Origin of the sequence: Bacillus proteolyticus (genome assembly GCF_001884065.1) — a bacterium.
Classification (GTDB): Bacteria; Bacillota; Bacilli; order Bacillales; family Bacillaceae_G; genus Bacillus_A; species Bacillus_A proteolyticus.
Map to the genome: position 1 here is coordinate 26,048 of NZ_MACH01000002.1, position 26,316 is coordinate 52,363.

Here is a 26,316-nt window from a genome sequence, read left to right on the forward strand (position 1 = left end):
TTTTTCATTTCCATATGGTAAAATGTTACTATCATATATTATGGGGATGAATCACATTATGTCTATTGTAACTTTAGCTCTCTTATTATTAGCGGAAGTACTCATTGCCATTATTCTTATCGGTGTTAGCATTGAAATTTGTAGTTATGGCTGGAAAAAATCAAATGGAGTCAAATACACTTGTCTCTTACTTTCGCTTCTTCTCGGAACTGCTAGCATACTAGGCCTTCTCATTGCACCCGCATATTTCTTCTTACAACTTATAGAAAAGGGCCTATAAGAAAGGATGATATTATGATTACAGTGAAACATATTGATGCATCTGAAACATACTTATTACGCCAAAAAATTTTACGTCCTAATCAGTCATTAAAAAATTGTAAATACCTTTCCGACTACGAAATAGACTCCTTCCACTTAGGTGCGTTTCTAAACGATAAACTTATTAGTATCGCTTCCTTTTCAAAAGAACTATACCCAGACTTACAAACTGGTATCCATTATCGCCTACGAGGAATGGCAACATTACCTAACTTCCGAAACCAGCGTGCTGGCACTTCTTTAATCCGTAAAGCTGAACAAATCCTCCAAGAACGTGGTGCAAGCACTTTATGGTGTAATGGCCGAATCACTGTAACAGACTATTACAAACGATTAGGTTTCCATGAGCATGGTGAAATCTTTGAAATTGATACACTTGGACTACATAAAGTAATGTATAAAGAAATATAAGAAAGGCTTTTCCTAATATGGGAAAGCCTTTCTTATATTTCAATCTTCACTTTTTATCTTTTTCATATATATGTATATAAACAAACTAGGAACTAAAAAACAAGCAAACATAATAAGTGCTGTCAAACTAATTTCCTTTATCGAAATATCAGGTGTTGCCACGATACAAATAGCTAAAATTCCAATAACAATACCTACTGGAATTAATAATAGCTTCATAAAATAACTACGCGATACTCCCCCTGTATGCTCATACACTTCCACCGAATTTTTTAAGTTTAAAAAGTTAATAACTACTATCCCGCCCATAAATACCATTAATAAATCTGAAACACTTTCATATCCTGCACCTTGCAAAACATAGCGATAAAAAACAATACCTAGTATGACGATATTTTGTAAGATGAAAGCTAGTCTAATATGTTTTAACCCCTCAATCATTAAACGTTCATCTTTCACGATTTTCACCCTATCACTCCTTTTCCTCCCAGAACAAATCATTCAATGTTTTATCTACTGCATAACAAATTTTCAAACATAAATCTAAAGACGGATTGTATTTCCCCTTCTCAATTAAACTAATCGTTTGCCTTGTAACGCCTACTTTTTCTGCTAATTGTTGCTGTGTTAAATCTAACTGAACACGCGCGACTTTTATTTTACTTACAGCCATTCATGTTCCTCCTCTACCTTTATTGTAACATATATATTCCATTAAGTAATTTATATTTTACGTAACTGATTTAATTTTCACCTTACCCTACATTAACGGATAGTAAAACACCCGATTGGTGAGGGCTGATAAGCAGTGGGAATGAACAAAAGCCCCACCGTTTATAGTTTCACTTTATTATACACAAAAAAGGGCCTCTCATAAGAAGCCCCCTTTCTATATCTATATTATAAGAATAAATGACATCCAAATAAAATTGTAAATAAGTATAGTAACGGATGTACTTCCATCCCTTTTCCCTTCGCAATTTTTAAAATTGGATACACTAAAAATCCGATTGCAATTCCATTCGCAATACTAGATGTTAACGGAATACCAACGAAAATTAAAAATGCCGGTAATGCATCTTCGAATTCATTCCAATTAATATCACGAATGCTTTGTGCCATTAAACTACCTACTATAATTAAAGAAGGAGCTGTAATAGCTGCTACACTTGATAAAGAGGCAATAACAGGGCTAAAGAATGCCGTTATAATCGTTAAACAAACGACCACAATACCTGTCAATCCAGTTTTACCACCTGCAGCAATTCCTGCTGACGATTCAATTGTCGCTGCTGTCGGGCTTGTCCCAAAGATAGAACCTGTCGTCCCGCCAATTGCATCCGCAATGAACGCCTTACCAAAGCGCTTTTCGGTGTTATCTGTATTTAAACCTGCTTGTTTAATTAAACCGAGTAAAGCACCTGTTGTATCAAATAAAAGTACAAGTAAGAATGAAAAAATAACTCCATATAACCCGTATTGAATTACATCCGAAAATGCATTGATAGGGTTTGAAACAATGATGCCTTCTGGTAAATGTGGCATTGCGACAATGTTATTTTCAAACTTTAATTGCCCTGTAAAGAAAGCAATAATCCCTGTCACAATCATACTAATAAACAATGCACCACTAACACGTAATACCATTAATACCGCCGCTAATATTAAACCAATTAGAGTTAAAATAACGGCTGGAGAATGGAAGTCACCAATCGTAACTAAGTTAGATGGATGATCAACGATAATTCCAGATAGACGTAATCCAATAAAAGCAATAAATAACCCAATTCCACCTGCAATCGCATGTTTTAAACTGTCAGGAATTGCGACAATTAGCTTTTGCCTAAATGAAGTGAACGATAATAAAAGAAAAATGATACCTGTTACAAATACTGCCGAAAACGCAATGACATATGTAATCCCCTCTGCCTGTTGAACAACAGAATAAGCAAAATACGCATTCATTCCCATAGCTGGAGCAATAACAATTGGATAGTTAGCTAAAAACGCCATACATAGCGTTCCAACAACTGTCGCAATAATAGTTGCCGTAAATGCTTGATCAAATGGTACACCTGCATCAGATAATATTTTCGGATTGATGACAAGAATATACGCAAATGTAAAAAAAGTTGTGATGCCAGCCAAAATTTCTTGCTTCACAGAAGTGTTATACTTTTGTAATTGAAACATACTTATGTACCCTTCCTACACCTGAATTATTATCACACATTCTTTTCTTATTAGTATGTGAGAAAATGTAATACTTAATCTTAACAATCAATAAAAAGAAGAGTCAATATATTCTCTAATAGTTAGAATTTTAAGTTTAAGTCTGACAAGCTCAGATGTAGTACAGTGTATTATGATTATTTTTGTAGCATAACAGATAGAAATGTTTTATAATTTGAAATAGTTAAATATTTAGTAAACGCATTCAAATATCGTTCACTCTACAGGGGGTATTCTTCTTATGCAGCAAACAAACAAATCTGAAACTTTAAACCGTGGTTTAAAACAGCGCCATATTACTTTAATGTCTCTCGGTTCAGCAATTGGCGTTGGACTATTTTTAGGATCAGCTTCCGCTATTAAACTAGCTGGACCATCCATTTTACTAGGTTACATGATTGCCGGACTCGTTATTTTTTTCATTATGCGCGCACTCGGAGAAATGGCAATTGAACAACCGGTTGCTGGCTCTTTTAGTAAATATGCAAATGATTACATCAGCCCACTAGCCGGGTATATTACAGGCTGGAATTATTGGTTTTTATGGGTTGTTACTTGTATGGCGGAAATTACAGCGGCAGGAATTTACATGCAGTACTGGTTCCCAGATATCCCGCGTTGGATCTGGGCGTTACTAGCTCTTTTATTAATGAGTGCTTTCAACTTCTTATCTGTAAAAGTATTTGGAGAACTTGAGTTTTGGTTTGCTCTCATTAAAATTGTCACAATTATCTGTATGATAGTAGTCGGTGCTGGGATTATTTTATTCGGATTTGGAAACGGAGGCGTTGCCACTGGCATTTCAAATCTTTGGGAGCACGGAGGCTGGTTCCCAAATGGATTCTCTGGATTACTACTTTCCTTACAGATGGTATTATTCGCTTATTTAGGAGTCGAACTTATCGGGGTTACAGCTGGTGAAGCTCAAAATCCGAAAAAAACACTTGCAAAAGCAATTGATAACGTATTTTGGAGAATCTTATTATTCTACGTTGGAGCTCTATTCGTTATGATGGCAATTTATCCATGGAACGAATTTGGTGAGAAAGGAAGCCCATTCGTATTAACATTCGAGCAAATCGGTATTGCAAAGGCAGCAGGTATTATTAACTTTGTCGTTTTAACAGCTGCTCTTTCTTCTTGTAACGGTGGTTTGTTTAGTACAGGCCGTATGCTATTTACATTAGCACAACAAAAGAAAGCTCCTGAACGATTCGGCCGTTTAAATAAAAACGGTATTCCAAGTCAAGGAATCGTCGCAACAGCAATCGTTTTACTCGTTGGCGTTATATTAAACTATCTTGTTCCTGCAAAAGTGTTTACATGGCTAACTAGTATTTCAACTTTCGGTGCAATTTGGACTTGGGGAATTATATTAGTCGCGCAAATTAAATTCCGTAAAGGATTACAGACTAATAAAAAGGATAAGCTAGCATATAAAATGCCTTTACACCCATTAAGTTCATATTTCTCACTCGGCTTCCTTGTACTTGTACTAGGTATAATGGCCTATTCAGAAGATACACGAATCGCATTAATCGTCGGTCCAATTTGGCTTATCGGCTTGGCTATCGTGTATTATACGAAAGGGTTTCATAAGATTGATCAATCATCTAATTCAAAAATTAGTTAAGTCCACGATCTCTTCCTAATTTACTAGGGAGAGATTTTTTCATTATTCGCGCAAATATTTCTCAATTAAATTAACGTTATCTTTGCACTATTTAATATTTTCTATCTTTATTTCCATAGAAAAATCAATTACATTATTAAAGCACATATATTTATTTTTAGGGGGATTCTTCTATGAAGAATAAAAAATGGATTCAATTTTCTTTAGCAACAGCAATCACACTTAGTATAGGGAGTTCCTACATTCCGTCTACTTATGCCGAAAGCTCCGTAGACCCAGCTCCTGAAATTGCTGCAAAAGTTGTAAACCAAAACAATGGGAAGAAAGTATTATTCGATAATACGCACGGTCAAACGGCTGGGACAGCTGACTGGGTTATTGATGGCGGTTTTTCTGATTTCGGAAACGGCATTGCCCAAAACGGATATTATGTAAAAGAACTTCGTAAATCAACATCTATTACATACGACGATTTAAAAAATTACAATGTATTTATCGTTCCAGAAGCAAATATTCCTTATAAAAAATCTGAGCAAGATGCAATGTTACAATACGTGAAAAACGGTGGCAGTATTTTCTTCATTGCCGATCATTATAATGCAGATCGTAATAAAAACCGCTGGGACTCCTCAGAGGTGTTCAATGGATATAGGCGCGGAGCATGGGATAATCCAGCAAAGGGTATGTCTAATGAAGAAACAACATCACAAGCTATGCAAGGAGTAGAAAGCTCTGATTGGCTATCCGATAATTTTGGCATTCGCTTCCGTTACAATGCACTTGGTGATGTTTCAGCTAAAAATATCGTCTCACCTGCACAATCATTCGGAATTACAGAAGGCGTTTCATCGGTAGCAATGCATGCTGGCTCTACTCTTGCGATTACAAATCCAAAACTAGCAAAAGGTCTTGTGTATCTTCCAGAAAATCCATCAAAATGGAATAACGCTGTTGATAGCGGCGTTTATAACGGCGGTGGTGTTGCAGAGGGGCCTTATGCTGCTATTTCAAAAGTTGGTCTTGGAAAAGCAGCCTTTATTGGTGATTCTTCCCCTGTTGAAGATGCATCGCCAAAATATGTTCGTGAAGACTCCGGTCAAACGAAGAAAACTTATGATGGTTATAAAGAAGAAAACGATGCTGTTCTATTAAAAAACATAGTGAATTGGTTAGCGAAGCAAGAAACATTTACAAGCTTAGATCAAGTAAGTGGTTTACAGCTTGATGCACCTACAGCTCTACAAACATTTGAACAGCCAAGTTTATCAACAGAACCACAACCAGAACCTTGGAGCGCACCAAATCAAGGTTACCAGTGGTTCAATACAAATACTTTTAAACCAGGTTCATACGGCTATAACGGTGCAGTGACAACGAGTGATTACGTAATTACACACCCTAGCACTCTACCAAACAATGAAGTGTTCCAAATGAAGATTCAAGTAAATAACTTATTACCAAATACAACGTACAATAATTATTCTTTAGGTATTTTCACAACTGGCGGAACACAGGTAGCAAAAGTTCAAAATACAAATGGCACTTGGCCGTCTTCTTTCGGATATAGCAGTACATTCTCTTTCATAACAAATAACCAAGGATCTGCTGAAAAAATTGTGAACGTACAACTTGATCCAAATACAACTGGACAAGCAACACTTCGTCTACGTCAAAACACGACAGCGAAATCTAGTGAAACTGTAACGATTAATAAAAAATAATGAAAAAGGCAATCCACATATGGATTGCCTTCTTCTCACTTCTCTTCTTTTGAGAAAAACATTCTTGAGATAACAATGCCTATACTACCGACAATTAAGAATAATACTGCCCTAATCATCATAGACACCTCTGGTAAGTCGAGAAGGAATAACTTCCCTACTGTTACTACTAATACGACTAATCCCGCATATAATATTTCATTCATCTGTCTATAACGGCCAAACCAAACTGCAAATAAAGCATATACCATCCATAATAATGATACAGATACGCTAATGATACTTCCATCTGTAGAAAGAACTTCACCGATTCTAGTAATTGTAATAAATACAATGATCATTAACGAGTAGAGCGCTATAGAATAAACATATTTACCTAAACTCACTAACACTTCTTTCGCTTGTCTCATGCAATAATAGAACGTTCCTATTAATATAATATGAGCAACAAACCCTGCTGAAATGAACTCATCAAATGGGCTAAAAATCGTCTGTACCATTCCAATCGCATAAATCGTTGCACTTACATACAATTTAATATTTTGCTTTACTTTAATAGCAGTCACCATACCGAGGAAACCTTGTAACAATAATACGATCGCTGCATTCACCAAACTATACTCATATAAAATCGCTAAACTAAATGATCCCATTGCAAAACCAAATAACAAATCTGTAAAGATAGATTGCTTATTCTTCCTATATTCAAGTACGAACATAACAGCATGCACAAATGCACTTATAACTAATCCCCACGTTGTAAATTCAGGAATTTGGGAGATGGCTAAAATAAAGAAAACTGCATTCGCACTAAATATCGCCGATCTTGCTTCTTGTATGAATGTTCTTTCCGAAAACATATGCCAAAATAACAGTAAATGAATGGCACCGTATACAACTGTTAACTGCACTTGCACGTTTCCTACTAATATTGACATAACAGCAAAGAAGACAAATAGGACAATTGCCGCAACCACATAAGAAATCATATACAGGTACTTATAACGGTTTCTCAATGCATACCATAATAAACTAATTGTTAATATCGTCTCATAACTAAAGAAAATATACGTATTAGGAGTCGTACTATTTAACAAGAAAGGTACGAAGAAAGCTCCTACCGCGACGAAAATAGCGAGGTATTCCGATCTATACCTTTTCGCTAAATAAATCCCTAAAATAACCCATACAATATTACAGATAAACGCAATACTTGCAGGAATAAATTCATATAAATAATGTGCCGCAAACGTTGTTAAAACAATTCCCGTAATACTTCCTCCAGCTAATACTAACCCTAACGCTTGCCGCTCTCTTTTAATTTGTATATCTCCTACGTAATACAAACCGGCAGATAGTACTATACCAAACACAACCCGTATCGCTGGTGTTAATAATCCAGCATCTACTCCTGCTTTAAATAACCAAATAACGCCGAGTAACATAATACCGACAAATATGCGTGGTAACCATGTTTGACAAAACTTTATAATATTAAATGGTTCCGGCTTAAATGCAGATATATCTACTTGTTTCACCTTTGGCTCTAGTATGGGCTCCCTCGTCTTAACTACATCTTCTTGTAACTTTTTATTACTTACCGTCTCAATGTATTCTTTCTTTTCCTTATTAACATTTTGCTGAACCTTTTCAATTTCCCTTTGCTTCGCTTTCAAATCATAAAGTGTCTCTTGCATCGTTTCAATTGCCGTTTCGAGTGCTTCTATTTTCTTATTTAAATCTCCCTTCATACGCTCCCCCCTCATTACCGATCATTATTAAACCTATATATTACCAATTATCCTTATCATACTATTAGTCTATTCATGTTCGATACCATTTTTCCAAAAAAAGAAAGGTGTTTTCCGAAATAGGAAAACACCTCTTACTTATTTCTTCTTATTTATAGCAATACTAACAATAACACCAATACAAACACCGAAAATAGCTGGAACAATCCATCCAACACCTTCTGTATAAAACGGAATGTATTTCAATACTGGTGTCCACTTATTCATCATCACATTTTTATTTAAAATATCAATCGCACTAAATAACGCTACGATTCCAATCGATACCGAATATACATATACATACTTTCCAATATACTTATGGAATAACCCTAAAATAATAAGGGTTAGTGCAACGGGATAAATAAATCCGAGAATTGGTACTGATACTTTTAAAATTTGTGTTAATCCTAAATTAGCTAAGATCATACTAACAAGACTTAATATAAACGCCCAAACTTTATAAGATACTTTCGTAAATACACTAGCGAAAAATTGACTACAAGACGTAACGAGTCCAATCGAAACACATAAACACGCGATAGTAAAAATAAGACCTAATAAAACTACTCCACCTTGTCCAAATAATGCCGTCATAACTTGCGCTAACACTTGCGCACCGTTATCAAATGTCCCCAACGAGCCACTAATTGAACCAACATATCCGAGGACGACATAAATAACAGATAGTAATAGTCCTGCCCCGATTCCAGCAATACTCATATATTTCGCTAAACCTTTATCATCTTCAACACCTTTTGCACGTAGGGCATTTGCAATCACAATCCCAAAGATTAAAGCCGCTAGCGCATCCATCGTTAAATACCCATCTAAAAAACCTTGGAACATAGGAGCTTGTCCATAATTTCCTGCAGGCTCTTTCAAACTGCCTACTGATGTAAACATACTTTTTATAAATATAATGGCAATCATACATAATAATAAAGGGGTTAAAACCTTTCCAAACAAGCCCATTAATTTAGATGGTGATAAACTTAACCAATATACAATACTAAAGAAAATAACTGTGTAAAACAATAATACAACGCTTCCCGCTTCTGGGAGTAACTGCCCTGGACCCATTTCAAAAGCTAAACTTCCTGCACGCGGTATACCAAGAGCAGGTCCAATAAATACGTACACAATACACGGAAAAATAATGGCAAATGAAGAATGAACCCTGCCCGCTAACGTTTGAAAGCTCCCTGCTTTCGCAATAGCGATAACACCTAATATCGGAAGTCCTGTTGCTGACATAATAAAACCTAGCAATGAAATCCACACATGCTCTCCCGCTTCGTATCCAAGGAAAGGTGGAAATATAAGATTCCCCGCTCCAAAGAACATAGAGAATAACATAAGACTAATAAGCAAAATTTCTTTTTTCTGTAACAATTTCATTTCTTTCTCCTTCTTCAATTCCATCTCGTATGAAATCTATTCCACACATAGGAAAAACGCGATAATCCGCTTCCTTACAAAGAAAACATAGTCCATAGTCTACCATAAAAGAAACACCCATTCTATTGCTACTTCCCTTTTCCAATTTCTTCTGAAAAATCAACCTTTATTGACTTCCAATAGTTAATAAAGTAAAATATTAAATATACAAAACTATTCACTTTGTTTTTTGTTTGTGTCAGGAGGAAAAATCACATGGAATCAACGATACAACTAGAAAGAGAACAACAAAGAAAAAAGAAACATCCTCCAGGTTTGTACTTACTCTTCTTTACAGAAATGTGGGAAAGATTTAGTTACTATGGATTACGAGGATTATTAACATTATATTTAACAACAGCTTTAGTAAGTGGTGGTCTTGGGTTTAGTCCAGCTTTGGCACTCTCTATTTACGGATTTTATACTGGAGCTTGTTATTTCACACCATTAATTGGTGGATACTTAACAGACCGTTTTCTAGGTAGACGAAAAGCCATCACAATTGGTGGTATCACAATGGCGCTCGGTAACCTTACACTATTTGCCTTGCAAAACCAAGTCGGCCTATACCTCGGATTAGCGCTTATTATTATCGGTAATGGATTCTTCAAACCAAATATCTCTACACTTGTTGGAGAATTATACGAAGAGCACGACCCAAAACGTGATAGTGCATTTACCATTTTCTATATGGGTATTAACGTTGGTTCATTTTTAGCTCCACTCGTTTGCGGATTTTTGTCAGAAAATTTATTCAAAACAACAGTGGACGGTGTTGTTCATTACGGATTCCGTTACGGTTTCCTAGCCGCTTCAATCGGAATGATCATTGGACAAATTTTATTTACAACACTATCTAACCGCTTCCTTGGTGATATCGGTAAAAAGCCATCTCGCGATTTACAAACGACAGATGGACAACAAACAGTAGGAAATACACCGTTAACAAAAAAAGAAAAACAACGTACCGCAGTTATCGTCATTTTAACATGCTTTGTTGTCTTCTTCTGGGCTGGCTTTGAACAAGCTGGTAGTTCGTTAACATTATATACAAACAAATTTGTAGACCGCTCTGTGTTCGGATGGGAAGTTCCAACATCTTGGTTCCAATCGGTCAATCCGTTATTTATTATTTTACTTGCTCCAATCATTTCAGCATTATGGGCAAAACTTGCAACTAGAAAAAAAGGTGATTTAAAAATCCCAACAAAAATGGGACTTGGTATGATCCTACTCGGTATCGGTTATATCATTCTCGTTATCGCTACATTAAAAACAGGTAGCGATGAACATAACATTACAGAAAAAGCAAACCTACTATTTATCGTCTTTACGTATCTTTTCCATACGTTAGGTGAGCTATTCTTATCGCCTGTTGGACTATCGATGGTTAGTGCACTTGCTCCAGTAAAACTTGCTTCTTTATTAATGGGGGTATGGCTAGCAAGCTCAGGAATCGCAAACATTTTAGGCGGACAACTTGCAAGCTTCACAACTTCACTTGGATATGCTGAAGTATTTACAGTAATCGGAGCTGCAGCGATTATTTTAGGTTTTGTTTTATTATCAATTTCTAAGAAATTAGTGAAATGGATGGATTAAAAAAAGATGAGGAATTTTCCTCATCTTTTTTACGCTTTCTTTCCCTTTTCTATTGCTTGTTCATACAAGCCTTTGTGTTCTTTATATTCACTTGGAACGAAACTCTTATAGAAGAACGAAAGCCAGCTATCTCCTTTTTTATATCCTTCTTCTCGAATTTCCGCTGCCTTTTTATTTGATTTAAATCCTTCAGTAAACCATTTCTTTAATGTTTCATTCTTTTCATATTTAGCAGGAACTTTTAAGTCGTAGTTTTCAAATGCATATGTATATCCAGCTTTTTCCGCTGCCTTTTTAGCAGACTTATATCCCTTTTCATACGCAGCTTCATATGCTTTCACATATACATCCTTTTCAGTATTCCCAGGTTTCTTTTCAGCTAACTCTTTACCACCCTTTTCACCGAGTTCTGCTTGCTCTTTTTCAATCTTTGTTGTTCTCTCTTTATTCCCTACTTGGAAACCTTCTGCAAAGTTCACCTTAAATTCAGGAATAATTTGAATATCGTCCATTGTCTCTTGTGCTAACCCTTGCTCTTTACCTTTTTCAAAATGCGCTTTTTTCTGTTCTTCTAAAGACCATGCCGCAGCATACGCAGTTGTAAATGCTTGTTTATATGCATCTGACTTTCCAGCTACATGTCCTTCTGCATTATTCTTTCCTGCTTTAAAATCTATCTCTCCGCTTTTTTGCCCTTCAGCTTGTCCCTTTTCAGATTCTGCTTTGCGTTGTTCTTCTGCTTTGCGTTGTTCTTCTGCAACTCGCTGTCTCTCTTCCTCTGCTTTGCGCTGTTCTTCTGCAGCACGCTGTCTCTCTTCCTCTGCTTTACGTGCTTCTTCTGCTTTACGTTGTTTTTCAGCCTCAGCATTGCGCTGCACTTCCGCTTGTCTTTCAGCTTCTACGGCACCATTATTATTTTGACTAGGGGCTGGATCCGTTGCACCACTACTAGAAGCTGGTTTATTGTGATAGTGATATTCCCCGTACTGTAATCCCCATTTTTCACAATTTGTACGACACGTATGTCCAGCATTCGCATCTGTACGCCCTGGATGTGCATAAGCAGAAATTGGTGCTACCAATAACGCTACACTTGTTGTTAAAAGAAGTTTCTTCACCTGTTGTCTCACTCTTGTTCCTCCCAAAATCTAGAATTCTAACTTTATTATACATAAATAGAAGGATTTTTAAATACCAACTAAAATATTCTATTATTTCTCAACAATAGTAAAAAAGAAGGTCAACTCTTTAAAGAGTTGACCTTCTTTTTTACTTCTTCGCCTTCGTTCCTACTAAATCACCAGCTACAACATAACGCTTAGAATTATCTTTTACAGATACACATGTAATAAGCGTTATCTCATCTTTCCCATGATCTTCTACAACTTCCCATTTATCCGGAGTTACTTCAGATACACCAGTAACAGCGTACTCATATTCATTTTCATTATCATATAAATAAATTTTATCGCCTTTTTTCAAAGATGCTATATCACTAAATAAAACACCTTTTTTAGACATATTATGTCCTGCTAGCGCGTAATTCCCTTTTCCCATTACTTGATTTTCTTTTACTGTCGCTGCACCTGACAATAGGTTTTTCTCAGTAGAAGCTTTTAAAACGGGAAGTTCTACTGAAACACTTGGAATCGAAATACGACCGATTACTTGTGTCTTATCTAACGATGCATTCGCTACTTCTGCCAAGTCTGGTTGATTAATTTTTGAAGCATCTACAAATTCCGTTTCATGCTTTTCATATGCCATCTTTTGAACTGCTTGCACATTTTCTGTCTGTTTCGTTTCTGCCTTATATCCATCATAGAACGGCTTTCCAATTAACACACCACCTACAACAAATAGCAGGATTGCTACTATACTATAAATTCTTTGCTTGTTCATATACGATTCCTTTCCGTTACAAAATCTTACTCTATATAAAATGATAAGACAATATTGCTATATGTACAAGTGTAAGCTGAAAAGAAACCTTCTCGCTTCAGCAAGAAGGTTTCTTTTTTAGACTAATTTATTTCTGTACAGGGATACGTAAAAGACTGTCATTTGAATAAAAAGCATGAAAAATAAAATATATAATGGGTATCCAGGAATATATAAATTAGCTACAGGAGAAAGTGTTAAAAATCCAATAGCAATAACTATTCCATACCAGAATGAAACAAATGTTGTCCGGCATGCCTTTTGTGTAATTGCCTTTTCCCGCTCGTCTTCTTGTGGAAATAATAACGGGTACATCCAATAAGAAAGTGCTTTATGTTTCTTCTTTTGAATTTTATAAAAAACCGTCGTTATAATAGCTACAATTGTTAACACTCCTAATGGTATCATATTGATTGTTACTTCAAACGGTAATTTCTCAGTTTCAATAATATTTGCTAGCTCTATCCAAGCATAATAGAGCTCAATAAACGCCCAAAAAGCTATCATAAATCTCAGCACATTTAAGATATAAGAAACCCCAATTCTATTCATTCTCTTCCCCCTCCTTATTTAAAACAAACACATCTTCCATCTTTAACTCGAATACATCACAAATCATCAATGCTAGTAACAATGAAGGAACGTAATCTCCTTTTTCAATTGCCGCGATTGTTTGTCTCGTTACTCCAACCTTTTCTGCTAATACACTTTGCGAAAAATTAAAGCGTGCTCTTAATTCCTTCACTCTGTTTAAAATGGTCAAATTTACCACCTCTTACCATCATTGTATGCAACTCTTAACAAAATGTAAACTCAACTTAACATTATTTTTGTAAAAAAATCCAACTTCACGTATTGTAAAGTTGGATTTCGTTTTAGTTTAAAATTGTAACTTTAACACTTCTTCTGCCCCAATTATTAGCTGCAGCTGAATCCGGCATTAATAAATCAATTATATGACCTTTAATCGCACTACCAGTATCTCCAGCAATCGCTGTTCCATAGCCTTCTACATAAACAGTAGAACCTAATGGAATCACAGCTGGATCTACTGCAATTAGTTTCATGTTTGGATTTGCAGTCAAATTATGTCCTAACTTAGATTTTACAGTTTCACCCGGTTTATAGCCATTTTCAGATGGATCAGCTGTATAAGCAGTTGCTGTTACATAAAATTCTTTTCCACCTTGAGCTGGTTTAGGGTCTGGCTTAGACTCTGGTGTTGTATTTTTTGCTACAGGCTCTGCCGGCTTAGCTGCCTGTTCTTCTTTTTGCTTAGCTGCTGCTGCCTTCGCTTTTGCTAACTCTTCTTGCTCAGCCTTTGCAGCTGCTTCCGCTTTTGCGCGCTCTTCTGCTGCAATTCTTGCTGCTTCTTGTTCACGAGCAATTGTTTCTTGTACTGCTTTCATATTTGCTTCAACTTTTGCTTTTTCTTCTGCTGCTAAATTAATTTGATTTGCAATCGCATTATATTTAGCTTGAACCGTTTGTAAGTTATCTTGACGTTTTTTCAAGTTATCTTGCAAATCAGCTTGTGCTTTTGCTAATTTTTGCTTATCTACTACTAAAGATGCTTCTTTTTCGTCAATCGCTTTTTTATCTTCTTCAATTTGACGAAGATCTTGTTCTTGTAGACGTAAAATTTCTTTATCTGCATCTAAAATTGTAGATACCGCGTTCATACGTTGTATGAAATCAGCAAAGTTTTTTGATTCTACAACAACTTCTACTACTAAACTCGTATTTGAGCTATTTTGAACAGAAACCATACGTTTTTTCATAATATCCTTACGAGCAAGGACTTTATCTTCTAAAACGATAATATCTGCTTTTTTTTGTTCAATCTGCTTATGTGTTTCATCGATTTTACGTTGAATAGCAGATTGATCCTCTTTATTTTTTGCAATTGTATTATTTAAATTATGTAGTTCGTTTTCGATACCTTTAATTTCTTTACTAACAGCTTGCTTCTCTTGCTCTTTCTTTTGCATTTCTGCATCGTTTTGTTGCAATTGCTGTTGCATGTTGTTAAGTTTCTCGTCGTTTGACTCTGCTTTTACAGCGACTGTACTAGAAAGACCGATAATTCCTGCTAATACTAGACTACTGATTCGCTTAAAATAGTTCATAATCCGACTCCCTTCTTATACAGTTATACATGATTTATTTTACAGTTTGTTTACAAAACCATTAAATACAGTTTATTTTTCATGACAAAAAAGAGAGAATTATGAATAAAATGTAATAGATTCTTAAATATTTAAAAAATACTATATTTAAATATTACAAAAGATGCTAGAATCCAAATATAGAAAAATTAAAAACCCTAAAGGTGGTTGAATTAAATAAAATGTTTACTCAAAAGAAATCACTCCAACATAAAATTGATCAACTAGAAACTCATATACATGAACTAGAAACAGAATTAAAACAAAAAGATGTGGAAAAACAAGAAATTATATCTTATATCCATAATCGTGTAAAAAACGTTATGCAAGAGCACGAACTTGTAAATAACCAACATCATACACTCCAAAATTTAATTCAACAATTGAACGCATGCTTTGAAAATGTTTCTATGCGTACTACACATTCCAACGAATTAAATAAAGAAATGCTACAAAAAGAGAAAAACTTAATTCAAGCTATTGAGGAAATTATCGATTGCTCTAATGAAGGAAAAGAATCCGTTCATCGCTTACTCATTGTAATTAATAAGTTAGGTGAACAATCTCAACGTACTTCTAATAGTATGAATCATTTAAGTGAACGCTCTAAAGAAATTGAACAAATTGTAGAAGTGATTCAAAACATTGCAGCACAAACAAATTTACTAGCGTTAAATGCAAGTATTGAAGCTGCACGTGCTGGAGAACACGGTAAAGGATTCGCTGTTGTTGCTAATGAAGTAAGAAAACTAGCAGAAAGCACAGCTGAAAGTACAAAAAACATCGGTAACTTAACGAAAAAAATTCAAGAAGAAATTGAAAAAGCATATGAAAATACAAAAGATAATTTACATTTAGTTGATGAAGGTGTAGAAATGAGCGCTGATACTAACGCTAGAATCGAAAATATTTTAATTATGATTCAAACATTACAAAGTGGCGCTACAAATGTTATTAAAGCTATCGAGAACCAAAAATCTTGTAATGATGATATATTACGAGAATTTGAAAATACACAACTACTGTTCCAAAAGTTAAATACTACTATTATGAATCATATTAATGATGCTGAAAAAGTTGATGTCCAATTATCAAAAAGTATTCAAGAAATAGTTATTTCTCAGTAATATAAAAAATCCCCTATGACGTAGTAGGGGATTTTTTATATATTTCGAATATTATTTTCTTCTCAATATTCGCTCTCTCTTTTGTTATAATAAAAAAGTTGTTTCTTTCGACTAATACACAAGGAGGATGTTATGGAACAATTTTATTACATTTTAAAATATTTAATTCTTGGTCTATTCCAAGGACTAACAGAACCAATTCCGATTTCTTCAAGCGGTCACCTCGTTTTAGCACAGCATTTGCTAGGACTAAAAATAGAAGGGTTTAGCTTTGAGCTACTTGTTAATTCAGCTTCATTATTAGCTGTATTACTTATTTATAGAAATGACTTAATTCGTCTAACAAAGAATGGTCTATCTTATATATTTACAAGAGCAGAAGATGCAAAATCAGATTTTTTCTTTATTATTTACCTCGTTATTGCAACCATTCCAGCAGGTGTAATTGGAGTTTTGTTTAAAGATTATATCGACCAATATTTAAAAGGTGTTAAAATGGTTGGGATTTCTCTTCTTATTACTGCTATCGGTCTTTGGATTATTCGAAACTTGCGTGGACGTAAAAATGATGGCGATCTTTCTATGAAAGATGCAATCATTGTCGGTCTAGCACAAGCTTGCGCACTAATTCCTGGTATAAGCCGATCAGGTGCTACAATCGTAGCAGCAATGTTACTTGGTATGAAGCAAGAAACAGCTCTTCGCTTCTCATTCTTACTATACATTCCTGTTAGCTTAGGTGGTTTATTGTTAAGTATTACAGACATTGCAAACGATCCAAATTTAGATACATTATTTGTCCCTTATATTGTTGCCTTCATCGCAACATTCATCATGACATATATTTCATTAAAATGGTTTATGAACATTATGGCAAAAGGAAATTTAAAATATTTCTCTTTCTACTGTATTATCGTAGGTGTACTAACTATCATTTTCTTATAAAATGATAGTTAACACTCTTTAAAGCAAGTCATTCTATTCAAATGAGATGACTTGCTTTTTTCTATTTCGAACTATTTTAACTTTGTTTTCAATTCTTTTTAGCGCTATAATGATAAACGAAATTTCATTGAAAGGAGCTTCATTTTGACTGCATATTTATTTCCAGTAAAAACAGCATTTATTTTATTTCCTATTTTAGCAATGTTTCTCTTAATTCCTTTTTTAATATTTAATTATCGAAAATACGGTTACTTAAATAAATGGCGCTCATTTATTTTATACTCATTATTACTCTACTTATTAAATGCCTATTTCCTTGTTATTTTGCCGTTACCACAAACGTACGATACTTGTAGCCTACAACCTGCTAATACACAGCACATGCAACTATCACCATTTTATTTCATACAAGAGATTAGTAATCATACATCGGCAATTTTAACAAAACCAGCTACTTATTTCTTGTTATTAAAAGAATCTGCATTTTTACAAGTTGCTTTTAACGTTCTACTAACCGTTCCATTCGGTATTTACTTACGTTATTATTTCCGACGTAGTTTCTTACAGACTATTTGTATTTCTTTTTGTCTTTCACTATTTTTCGAGCTAACACAGGTGACTGGATTGTACGGTATATATAATTGTGCCTATCGCTTATTCGATATCGACGATTTGTTTTTAAACACACTAGGTGGCGTAATTGGTTTTATCATTGCACCAATATTTACGTACTTCCTTCCAAAAGCGAGCGAGTTAGATAGTCATATTGATTTGGAAACGAAACCAGTTGGATTCGTTCGTCGCCTTATCGCGATGCAAATTGATTGGATTTTCTTATCTATCGTTGTACCTGTCATTAAAAACAAAGGAAATTCTTTCTTCATTTCTAATATTCAATCTTACACCAACATATACGAACTCATTTTCATAACGTGTTCAATTTTTATTTACTTTATTATCATTCCATACTTTACGAATGGAAAAACAATTGGGAAAGCATTGCTTCGCATTTACGTGAAAGGAAAGTCAGATCGTATTACAATGAAGGAATTATTCATTCGTTACGGTATATTCTATTTCATTTTAGGCGGAATCAATTATATTCTTTCTAGTAGCTCTATCTTAAATATTACAGAGCCTTTAGTATTGCTGGTTACATTGTTGTTCCAATTCGTAATTAACGGCCTATTCATTATTCATGTTTTATTGCATGTATTTAGCCAGGATAAATTACTATTTTACGAGCATATCAGTCATACAAGAAATGCAATTCTACTTAAAAAAGCTGACAAATGATTATTTGTCAGCTTTTTTCATACTCATGAATAACTTTTCTGCATAAGGATTTAAAAACATTCCCGTTTCATCTAGTGACTTCCTCACTTGTAAAAACAAATGAAACTCTGGATATATATCTTGTAATTGCTCATACGATAAAGTATGCATTTTCCCCCAATGCGGGCGTCCTTCATACTTTCGAAAGATTTGCTCCACCTCACCAAAATAAGCGGCATACTTCATACCTTTATACATATGAACGGCAATATACGCTGAATCTCTTCCGTACGCTGGACTGAGCCATATATCATCACCTCTCACATACCGGCATTCAATCGGGAAGTGTACCTTATACTTTTTCTTTTCAATAAGATTTGAAATTTCTTCTACAACAGCCCTCATATACTTTGAAGGGACACTATACTCCATTTCATAAAATGGAACCGTACGTGATGTAGCGAACACTTCATAGCTCGGGCCTATTATTTTTGTGTTTGGTACAGCCTTAGCTGATAATCGACTTACTGCTTTACTTATAGATGGAAACCATTTACACCCTTTAGATAACAAAGAGAACATCCTATTTTCAAGTAACTCCACCTTTAGTTTATGCCATTTCAAATCACTTTCTTTACTCATTGTTTCATTTGTAAATTTCACTTGCACCTCATCTGAATAAGGAAAAACGAAAAATTCAAAATGACGATTCTTCTTATATTCTTCTAGCTTGTTCATTACAGCAGATAATGACTGCTTTTCACTTTCATAAACGAGCGAATACGCTGGGATAACTTTCAATTTTATCTTTACAATGATACCTAGCATTCCAAGCGACACCTGAAATGCTTTCCAATATTCAACGTTTTCGGTTTCTGAACAAACTATACTCTCACCTGTTGATAAAACTGCCGTAATCTCTATAACTTGTGTTGATAAACTCCCAAATGTAACACCCGTCCCATGAGTACCCGTACTAATCGCTCCAGCAATAGATTGTGAATCAATATCTCCTAAATTCTCTTGAGCATAACCTTTTTCCTCAAGTAACTTCCCTAAATCATATAACTTTGTTCCTGCCCATACTTCGGCAACCATCTTCTCTGCATCGATATTTGCAATGCCCTTCAATTCATCTAAAGAAACTAAAATTTCTTCCGTTTGCACGAGAGGTGTAAAAGAGTGCCCTGAACCGACAACACGAATTTTCTTTCCCTTTTTTCGTGCAAGCCCTACAACTTCCACTACATCTTGTATACTTTTTGGATACATCGTATAATGCGGCGTTCCTTCTACATTCCCTGTCCAATTTCTCCATTTTTGTCCCTTTATAGAAAGCATTGTCCATCCCCCCGATATGTTGAATACTCCCCAGCAATCTCTCCTTTTTTAACGCGATACAAAACAGGAAAGCGTTCACATAACTCTCCAGCTTTACTATGGCGAAACAAGATAGAATCTCCTATATCCACCCGTTCCTCACCGTTATAAAAAATTGGCGTTTGCACTTCACCAGCACCTTCTAACGCTAATAGTCTTGCACCACCCGGCCTCCAAATCTCAGGCTCTTTATCTTTACCAACTGCGCCTGAAGCAATATATCCACCACCGAGGCAAGTATAAATACACGGAGCTGGTTTACGCACAACGGGTAAAGCAAATCCGACAGCTGGCTGAAATTGTACTTCTTTATAATAATCAAATAGTTTCGGGGAATAAAAAGCAGAACCTATTGTAATCTCTGAAACTGAGTTATCTTGCTCAGTTGTTTTTATACTTCCTGTTCCTCCCCCATTTACAAATCTTAGTTTAATACCAAGGTTTTGTATTTCTTTTACGATACGTCCTCTTCTTTCTTTAACCTCTAATACTGATTTCTTCTTTAAATACGAAACCACTTTACTTTTCATCCATTGCTTCGGTATATGATCCCCCACCCCAGCAATTTGGGCCTCATATCCCATTACACCATCTAGTATTAAATATGATGAGCCCTTCACCTTTCCTACTATTTTCAAAGCACTCTGTACGTCTTTTACCGGGGATCTTTTTACACCAAAATGAAATTTTAAAAAACGACTACTCATATCAATATCCAAACAAACGCGAAAACAACCTTTAGACTTCTCAGCAATTTTTTCTAAATAAACAATATGTTCTTCACAATCCATCATACAAGTTATACTGAGTCCTTGCTTTGTTAGCAAACTAATTTCATATAAAGCTCTTTCATCATAAGCAGGATATCCGAGCAATAAATCATTAAATCCTTGTTCAATTAAAAACAAAGCTTCTCTAGGGGAAAAACACATAATACCTTGAAACCGATCATTTGTAGCCAAAATCTTTTTCATAATTGGAACAGAGCGTAATGATTTACTCGCTATACGAATCTTCTTATCTCCACTTAACTCTATAATCGATTGAATATTTCTCTCTAAAGCCAGTTCATCTAAAAATGCACACGGTAATGGAACTTCCTTAAAAATTCCTCTATCCACATTTTTCTCTCCTCTTCTATATATGTCTTATACATATTGGAAAGAAAAAATGATTTTCCTGTTTTCAAATAAAAAAAGTTTCTTCTTCACGAAGAAACTTTTTTTAGACTACTCTACTTCATAGAAATAGTGGCCTCTACTGGATAATGATCAGAGTAATCATTATATGTATATTTTTTGAACCATGACGTAACAGTCCATTGTGGCGATTTCGGCTGTAACACCTTATTCTCTATATACGATGGATTCGCATGGTCCTTACTTGTAATAATATAATCTAAATACTCGGCAAGGCTATCGGGGAAGTTATATTTCGCAATACTGTTTGTCGTCGCATCCCAAGTCGTAGTATGCCCAGTATAAGATGGAATAGAAGCGTGCAATGTTTTGAACATGGATGCGTACTCTGAGTCACTATTGTTCTCAGCATTTATTTTATTCACATTCATATCACCACCAATTAACACATACTCGTTATTTGGTATATTTTTATTTTTAATAAAATCTTGAATTTCTTGTAGCTGTTTTGTACGTACAGATGCTGGCGAAGTGTTTCCACACATACTATCTTCAGCTTGTAAATGAGTCCCAATCACATGTACAAAACGATCATTTTTCTTAACTTTTGTGTATACAAACCCTTTATTTGATAAGTTATCTGGTCCACAGCCTTTTTCGAATACATATTGAATTTTTTCAACAATTGGCCATTTACTCACAATCGCTACACCTCCATCTTCAGGAGTCGAAGATGAATAGTTTCCTAACGTCTTATCCCACTCGCTTCCACTACTACGACCTAATACTGCCGTTTGATTTGGATATTCTTTCTTCAAATTTCCTAATAAGCGATTTGAAGCACTATTATCAAACACTTCATTTAATATAACAACATCTTGATTCTTTATATAATCTGCCGCTCCAATTAAATCAGCACGCTGAATTTGTCCCCAGTTGGGATATAGATTTGTTGATAGCATGTACACATTATGCGTCATAACTTTTAACGTATCATTTTGATTTGTGGACATTTCTGCTTGAACGGAAGATCCACTATATAAAGCTGCTAGACTTATTCCAAAGCTAAGTACACCTTTTAACAATTTACTTTTCACGAGTCATACCTCCATGTATTGTATAGTGATAAAAAGGCCAAATACTCTATTCTGAGATTTGACCTTTCTCCAATACTTAACGATTTCCGTACGTATCAAACCAAAGCTGAATATATCCAGCTGTTACACGTTGCGCTTCCGTTAATCGCTTACCGGTCATTGGTGTAACTTCAGCACGCCATTTGTCCGCATAACTTTGTGATACAGCAGCTTTTACAAACCAACTTTTCGTATTACTATTTACAATGCCAGGGTAATCTTGCTTCGCAGCCACTGCCGCCCCATGAATCCAATCTTCAGGGTTCGTACCTTTCCAGTTCCAATATCCATTTCCGTCCGTTACTTTGTAATTATCTTTAATTGTATCTACAAAGTTTTCATATTTAGAATGGAATCCTTGTGGATAAGAAATATTCGTAAAGTTTGCTGCATGCATCGGTTGATTTACATCTCCTAAATAATGAAGTGATAACCCTAAATAGAAGAATGCTTGTTTCATATCTTTATTTTTATAAGATTCACCAGCTAATTTAAAATACTTAGCTCCAGTTTCCTTCGCTTGCTTTGCAAGTGGAATGTATGTACTTCCATTGTCTGGATCATAGAAATGCGACGTAAATGTACTATTGTCATAATAAGGATTTTCATAATCAGCAGAATAAATGCCATTTTCTAAATCTGTGCGCCATTCATTTAATAGTGCAACTTGATCTTGTTTTACAATTGTCGTATTACGGGACATAATATCAATTGCACGATTCACGATCCATAAATGAGAGTTTACACCTTCTGAGTGTTTATCTTCAGCGGACCAATATTGAATAATCTGTACTCTATTCCCTCCATCATTTTCATGTGCAAAAGCTACATTTTGTAACGGAGCTGCTAACGTAATAGCTGCTGCTAAAGCAAGAACTTTCTTTTTCATCTGAAATCCTCCATTTTATAATTAAGTTATTGTAAATATTTTGTTAAGATCCTACGATGTCTTTCGGTTAACTTATGATTAGAATATCCCACCTTTCATTGAATTTCTATTATTAAATCAAAATATGCAAATGTTCATATCACTATAACTTTATACATAGTGAACGTAATGAATGAATGCACTTACATTGTAATAAATTATTGTTAAGCTACTGCAAATACTTGTCTAAACTAATGTAAAAAAAGAGTAAAGCGATTAACCGCTTTACTCTTTTTTTCTTTTCGATAATATACTTGGCAGTTGCACATTAACTGCCAATTTATGAATAAATCCAAACACTAATCCAATCCCGATAAATATGTATAAGATCGTAAACACCTTTCCAAAATCAGTTTGCGGACTAAAATTTCCATCACCGACAGTCGTCAACGTGACCACACTAAAATATAGAGCGTCAAGAGGACGTAATCCTTCAACTGTACTATAAAAAATCGTCCCCGATGTTAATGTCAAAATTGTTAATACGAATAACACTTGAAACTCTTTATCTTTCCATGCTCGTAAACAGGCTCTTAACATTCGTTTCAATGTCAACATAAATGAAAGCATTGGACTTCCCCTTCCAAACAAAAATACCTTTAGTTAAAGGAAAGTCTATCACCTTTCAGTATAGAAAAAAAGTAGCCCTTTTCTATTTCTAGAAAAGAGCTACTTTCTTCTATTATATATTATTTAGGTGAAACAAGAATTTTCACTTGTGTTTTATCTTTTACAAGTGCTTCAAAGCCTTCTTCAACAACTTGGTCCACTGTAATTTTTTTCGTAATTAATTTCTCTGCTTGAATTTGGCCAGAGCTAATTAATTTAATAACAGCTGGGAATATATGACGATATCCAAGAATACCGATAACTTCTTTTTCTTTTAATACAAGGTTGTTCGGAGTAATTGTCGCATCTTTTTCCCACACACTAACAATTACTGTTTGACCTTCAAAGCTTGTACTTTCAATCGCTTGACGAAGTACAACTTCAACACCTGTTACTTCAAAGCTCACATTTACACCTAAACCATTGGTTAAGTTGCGAATTTCTGCTAGTACATCTTGAGTTGCTGGGTTTAATACGTAATCCGCACCTGCTAATTTCGCTAACTCTTGACGTTCTTTAGAAAGTTCAACTGCGATAACAGGAGTTGCTCCTGCTGCTTTTGCTGCTTGGATAACAAGAAGTCCAATTGGACCACAACCAAATACTGCTACTGCTTTCCCTTCTTTTAATTTACTTTGACGTACTGCATGAACTGCTACTGCTGCTGGTTCTACAAGCGCACCTTGTTCATACGTCATTTCGTCTGGAATATGATGAACCATATCTTCTGGTACTACTGTATATTCAGAGAAACCACCACCGTCTCCACCAAGACCGTGGAAAACAAGTTGTTCACAAACATTGTAATGTCCATGTTTACAAGCTTCACATTTACCACAAGAATAAATTGGTTCTACAACAACGCGGTCTCCCACTTTATGAGATGTAACGCCTTCACCGATTTCTACTACCTCACCGCTAAACTCATGACCTAAAATAACTGGTGCTTTCACATGTGTTAATGGGTGCTCTTCTGTTGGAATAAAAATTGGTCCTGCTAAATATTCATGCAAGTCTGTCCCGCAGATACCACACCATTTAACTTTAATTTTCACTGCTCCTGGTCGTATAGTTGGTTCCGGTACTTCTTCTACTCGTACATCACGTTGATTATGCCAAAGTAATGCTTTCATTTTAAACATCCCTCTCTATGTATATACTTAACCTGGTGAAGTTTACAAATCTATTATAGTACTTCTATCCATATATTTCAAAAAAACAATCTCATTTCCACTAATTTTTAACAAATAACGTTCAATATTTTGTCACTTTGTACTTTTTTCCACATCTGTTAATTCAATTTCATTGCAGTTGAAATTAGCATTATGCCATAATAGCATAGGAGAGGTGAATATCGCTTGAAATATTTTATTTACTTTATTGTTATCGTAGCGTTTTTAGATACATTTTCACAATTACCTATTATGAGTACTTTCGCTCAAAGTCTTGGAGGAACCCCTCTTGTTATCGGACTAGTTGTCGGTATGTACTCATTCGCTAATATGATCGGTAATATTATTGCTGGAGCCGCTGTCGATAAATTTGGCGCAAAAAAAATCCTTTATATAAGCATGGGAATTACGAGTTTCATAGTCTTGTTATACACCGTTGTTCAAAGTGGTGAACAACTATTAGTTGTGCGCTTTATGCACGGTTTTAGTGACGGATTTTTAATTCCTGCTGCCTTTACATTTTTATCAAAGCAAACGAATTCAGCAAGGCAAGGTAAGGCAATGGCTCTATCTGGTGCTGCTGTTGGAACAGCTGCAATCGTAGGACCTGCTTTCAGCGGTATTATGAAAGCAACAGCTGGTATAGAGTGGGTGTTCATTACTATTTCTATTTTAATGGTCCTTGGTACAATCGTATCTCTATTCTTCTTACCAAATAACGTATCAAGAAAAGATACATCAAGAACTCAAATGATGAACAAAGAAGATATGATTGTACTATTGAAATCCGAACCGTTATTACAAGCATATATTGGTGCTTTCACACTAATGTTTTCACAGGGGATTGTCACTTATATGTTACCTGTAAAAGTTGAGGCGTTAGCACTTAAAGCATCTACAACAGGCATGATGTTAAGTGTATTCGGAATTACCGCTATCCTCTTCTTCTTACTGCCAACAAATCGCATTTACGATCGATTTAATCGTTCAAAACTAATGCTAATCGGGATTGCAGTAATGGCACTAGCATTATCTTTACTCGGATTATTTGCAACAAAAGGCATGCTCTTTATCGTTATGATGATTTATGGAATTGGGTTCGCTATCCTTTTCCCAGCAATTAATGCTCTACTTGTTGAAAATACGACAGATAATAATCGCGGGAAAGCATTCGGGTTGTTTTATGCATTCTTCTCGTTAGGAGTTGTTGCTGGATCCTTTACAGTTGGAGCAATCGGAGCATCACCTAGCGCTAGCTTCGTTATCGGAACTGCATTCTTGTTAACATTTGCTGGAATGATTTTTGTAAGAAGCAAAGTAAAAAAGACAATGATGGGTTAATTCCA

Annotated in this window: 24 protein-coding genes and 1 pseudogene; 9 read left to right on the top strand and 16 right to left on the bottom strand. The window is 35.1% G+C overall.

Translation table 11 applies throughout. From position 1 onward, the window contains the following. Positions 1 to 22 precede the first annotated feature (22 nt). Together BAQ49_RS00225 and BAQ49_RS00230 are read left to right on the top strand one after the other, a co-directional pair. A complete protein-coding gene (locus BAQ49_RS00225) occupies positions 23 to 280 on the top strand; it encodes a DUF4022 family protein (protein ID WP_071743725.1) in 258 nt (85 codons plus the stop codon). Between the two features lie 14 nt (positions 281 to 294). Next, a complete protein-coding gene (locus BAQ49_RS00230) occupies positions 295 to 732 on the top strand; it encodes a GNAT family N-acetyltransferase (RefSeq protein ID WP_071743726.1) in 438 nt (145 codons plus the stop codon). A 39-nt stretch (positions 733 to 771) separates the two neighbouring features. Here the strand turns inward: BAQ49_RS00230 and BAQ49_RS00235 are convergent, their stop codons facing one another. The 3 genes from BAQ49_RS00235 to BAQ49_RS00245 all read right to left on the bottom strand — a co-directional run bounded on the left by BAQ49_RS00235 (position 772) and on the right by BAQ49_RS00245 (position 2,925). Beyond that, positions 772 to 1,200: a hypothetical protein gene (locus BAQ49_RS00235; protein ID WP_071743727.1), complete on the bottom strand. Its 429-nt coding sequence runs from the start codon at positions 1,198 to 1,200 to the stop codon at positions 772 to 774. Positions 1,201 to 1,204: 4 nt separating this feature from the next. Continuing rightward, on the bottom strand, positions 1,205 to 1,405 hold the full coding sequence (locus tag BAQ49_RS00240) for a helix-turn-helix transcriptional regulator (RefSeq protein ID WP_000301182.1): 201 nt from the start codon (positions 1,403 to 1,405) through the stop codon (positions 1,205 to 1,207). 227 nt (positions 1,406 to 1,632) lie between these two features. Then, a complete protein-coding gene (locus BAQ49_RS00245; RefSeq protein ID WP_071743728.1) occupies positions 1,633 to 2,925 on the bottom strand; it encodes an NCS2 family permease in 1,293 nt (430 codons plus the stop codon). Between the two features lie 280 nt (positions 2,926 to 3,205). On the opposite strand from BAQ49_RS00245, the gene BAQ49_RS00250 reads away from it, so the two are divergent. Beyond that, a complete protein-coding gene (locus BAQ49_RS00250) occupies positions 3,206 to 4,597 on the top strand; it encodes an amino acid permease (protein WP_071743729.1) in 1,392 nt (463 codons plus the stop codon). 173 nt (positions 4,598 to 4,770) lie between these two features. Further along, positions 4,771 to 6,318, top strand: coding sequence for a DNA-binding protein (locus BAQ49_RS00255; protein WP_071743730.1), 1,548 nt, complete (start codon positions 4,771 to 4,773; stop codon positions 6,316 to 6,318). Positions 6,319 to 6,353: 35 nt separating this feature from the next. On the opposite strand, the gene BAQ49_RS00260 is transcribed toward BAQ49_RS00255, so the two are convergent. Together BAQ49_RS00260 and brnQ1 are read right to left on the bottom strand one after the other, a co-directional pair. After that, a complete protein-coding gene (locus tag BAQ49_RS00260) occupies positions 6,354 to 8,069 on the bottom strand; it encodes a DUF2339 domain-containing protein (protein WP_071743731.1) in 1,716 nt (571 codons plus the stop codon). 138 nt (positions 8,070 to 8,207) lie between these two features. After that, positions 8,208 to 9,509, bottom strand: coding sequence for a branched-chain amino acid transport system II carrier protein BrnQ1 (gene brnQ1, locus BAQ49_RS00265; protein WP_084667290.1), 1,302 nt, complete (start codon positions 9,507 to 9,509; stop codon positions 8,208 to 8,210). A gap of 255 nt (positions 9,510 to 9,764) precedes the next feature. Here brnQ1 and BAQ49_RS00275 point away from each other — a divergent pair, with 255 nt between their 5' ends. After that, complete coding sequence (locus tag BAQ49_RS00275) at positions 9,765 to 11,150, top strand: peptide MFS transporter (protein WP_071743734.1); 1,386 nt, start codon at positions 9,765 to 9,767, stop codon at positions 11,148 to 11,150. 29 nt (positions 11,151 to 11,179) lie between these two features. Here BAQ49_RS00275 and BAQ49_RS00280 read toward each other — a convergent pair whose 3' ends face one another. The 5 genes from BAQ49_RS00280 to BAQ49_RS00300 form a co-directional block, all read right to left on the bottom strand. Beyond that, positions 11,180 to 12,280, bottom strand: a complete 1,101-nt coding sequence (locus tag BAQ49_RS00280; RefSeq protein WP_071743735.1) for a YHYH domain-containing protein — start codon at positions 12,278 to 12,280, stop codon at positions 11,180 to 11,182. Between the two features lie 139 nt (positions 12,281 to 12,419). Further along, positions 12,420 to 13,052: a class A sortase gene (locus tag BAQ49_RS00285; protein WP_071743736.1), complete on the bottom strand. Its 633-nt coding sequence runs from the start codon at positions 13,050 to 13,052 to the stop codon at positions 12,420 to 12,422. 117 nt (positions 13,053 to 13,169) lie between these two features. Continuing rightward, on the bottom strand, positions 13,170 to 13,643 hold the full coding sequence (locus BAQ49_RS00290) for a DUF2178 domain-containing protein (protein WP_071743737.1): 474 nt from the start codon (positions 13,641 to 13,643) through the stop codon (positions 13,170 to 13,172). Then, positions 13,636 to 13,854 carry a helix-turn-helix transcriptional regulator gene (locus tag BAQ49_RS00295; RefSeq protein WP_071743738.1) on the bottom strand — a complete coding sequence of 73 codons (219 nt, stop codon included), beginning with the start codon at positions 13,852 to 13,854 and terminating at the stop codon, positions 13,636 to 13,638. Before BAQ49_RS00295 ends, BAQ49_RS00290 begins: the two co-directional genes overlap by 8 nt. Positions 13,855 to 13,966: 112 nt before the next feature. Further along, positions 13,967 to 15,220 carry a 3D domain-containing protein gene (locus tag BAQ49_RS00300; protein WP_071743739.1) on the bottom strand — a complete coding sequence of 418 codons (1,254 nt, stop codon included), beginning with the start codon at positions 15,218 to 15,220 and terminating at the stop codon, positions 13,967 to 13,969. A gap of 647 nt (positions 15,221 to 15,867) precedes the next feature. On the opposite strand from BAQ49_RS00300, the pseudogene BAQ49_RS34195 reads away from it, so the two are divergent. From BAQ49_RS34195 to BAQ49_RS00315, 3 genes and pseudogenes are all read left to right on the top strand, one after another. Further along, positions 15,868 to 16,386 (top strand): annotated as a pseudogene (locus BAQ49_RS34195) (methyl-accepting chemotaxis protein); the annotation flags it as partial. A gap of 132 nt (positions 16,387 to 16,518) precedes the next feature. Next, on the top strand, positions 16,519 to 17,331 hold the full coding sequence (locus BAQ49_RS00310; RefSeq protein ID WP_071743741.1) for an undecaprenyl-diphosphate phosphatase: 813 nt from the start codon (positions 16,519 to 16,521) through the stop codon (positions 17,329 to 17,331). 144 nt (positions 17,332 to 17,475) lie between these two features. After that, entirely contained in the window at positions 17,476 to 18,627 is a 1,152-nt protein-coding gene (locus BAQ49_RS00315; RefSeq protein ID WP_071743742.1) for a VanZ family protein, read from the top strand. Here the strand turns inward: BAQ49_RS00315 and BAQ49_RS00320 are convergent, their stop codons facing one another. The 6 genes from BAQ49_RS00320 to bdhA all read right to left on the bottom strand — a co-directional run bounded on the left by BAQ49_RS00320 (position 18,628) and on the right by bdhA (position 24,931). Then, positions 18,628 to 19,947, bottom strand: coding sequence for a D-arabinono-1,4-lactone oxidase (locus BAQ49_RS00320; protein ID WP_071743743.1), 1,320 nt, complete (start codon positions 19,945 to 19,947; stop codon positions 18,628 to 18,630). Continuing rightward, positions 19,935 to 21,107, bottom strand: a complete 1,173-nt coding sequence (locus tag BAQ49_RS00325) for an amino acid deaminase/aldolase (protein WP_071743744.1) — start codon at positions 21,105 to 21,107, stop codon at positions 19,935 to 19,937. Before BAQ49_RS00325 ends, BAQ49_RS00320 begins: the two co-directional genes overlap by 13 nt. A 113-nt stretch (positions 21,108 to 21,220) precedes the next feature. Next, positions 21,221 to 22,222 (bottom strand): sphingomyelinase C, encoded by a 1,002-nt coding sequence (gene sph / locus BAQ49_RS00330; RefSeq protein WP_071743745.1) that lies wholly within the window; start codon positions 22,220 to 22,222, stop codon positions 21,221 to 21,223. A 76-nt stretch (positions 22,223 to 22,298) separates the two neighbouring features. Then, entirely contained in the window at positions 22,299 to 23,150 is an 852-nt protein-coding gene (gene cerA, locus BAQ49_RS00335) for a phospholipase CerA (protein WP_071743746.1), read from the bottom strand. Between the two features lie 264 nt (positions 23,151 to 23,414). Continuing rightward, on the bottom strand, positions 23,415 to 23,759 hold the full coding sequence (locus tag BAQ49_RS00340; protein ID WP_002114144.1) for a potassium channel family protein: 345 nt from the start codon (positions 23,757 to 23,759) through the stop codon (positions 23,415 to 23,417). Between the two features lie 119 nt (positions 23,760 to 23,878). Next, positions 23,879 to 24,931, bottom strand: coding sequence for a (R,R)-butanediol dehydrogenase (gene bdhA, locus BAQ49_RS00345; protein ID WP_071743747.1), 1,053 nt, complete (start codon positions 24,929 to 24,931; stop codon positions 23,879 to 23,881). Between the two features lie 225 nt (positions 24,932 to 25,156). Between bdhA and BAQ49_RS00350 the strand changes: the two genes are divergently transcribed. After that, positions 25,157 to 26,311 (top strand): MFS transporter, encoded by a 1,155-nt coding sequence (locus BAQ49_RS00350; RefSeq protein ID WP_071743748.1) that lies wholly within the window; start codon positions 25,157 to 25,159, stop codon positions 26,309 to 26,311. Positions 26,312 to 26,316: the final 5 nt, after the last annotated feature.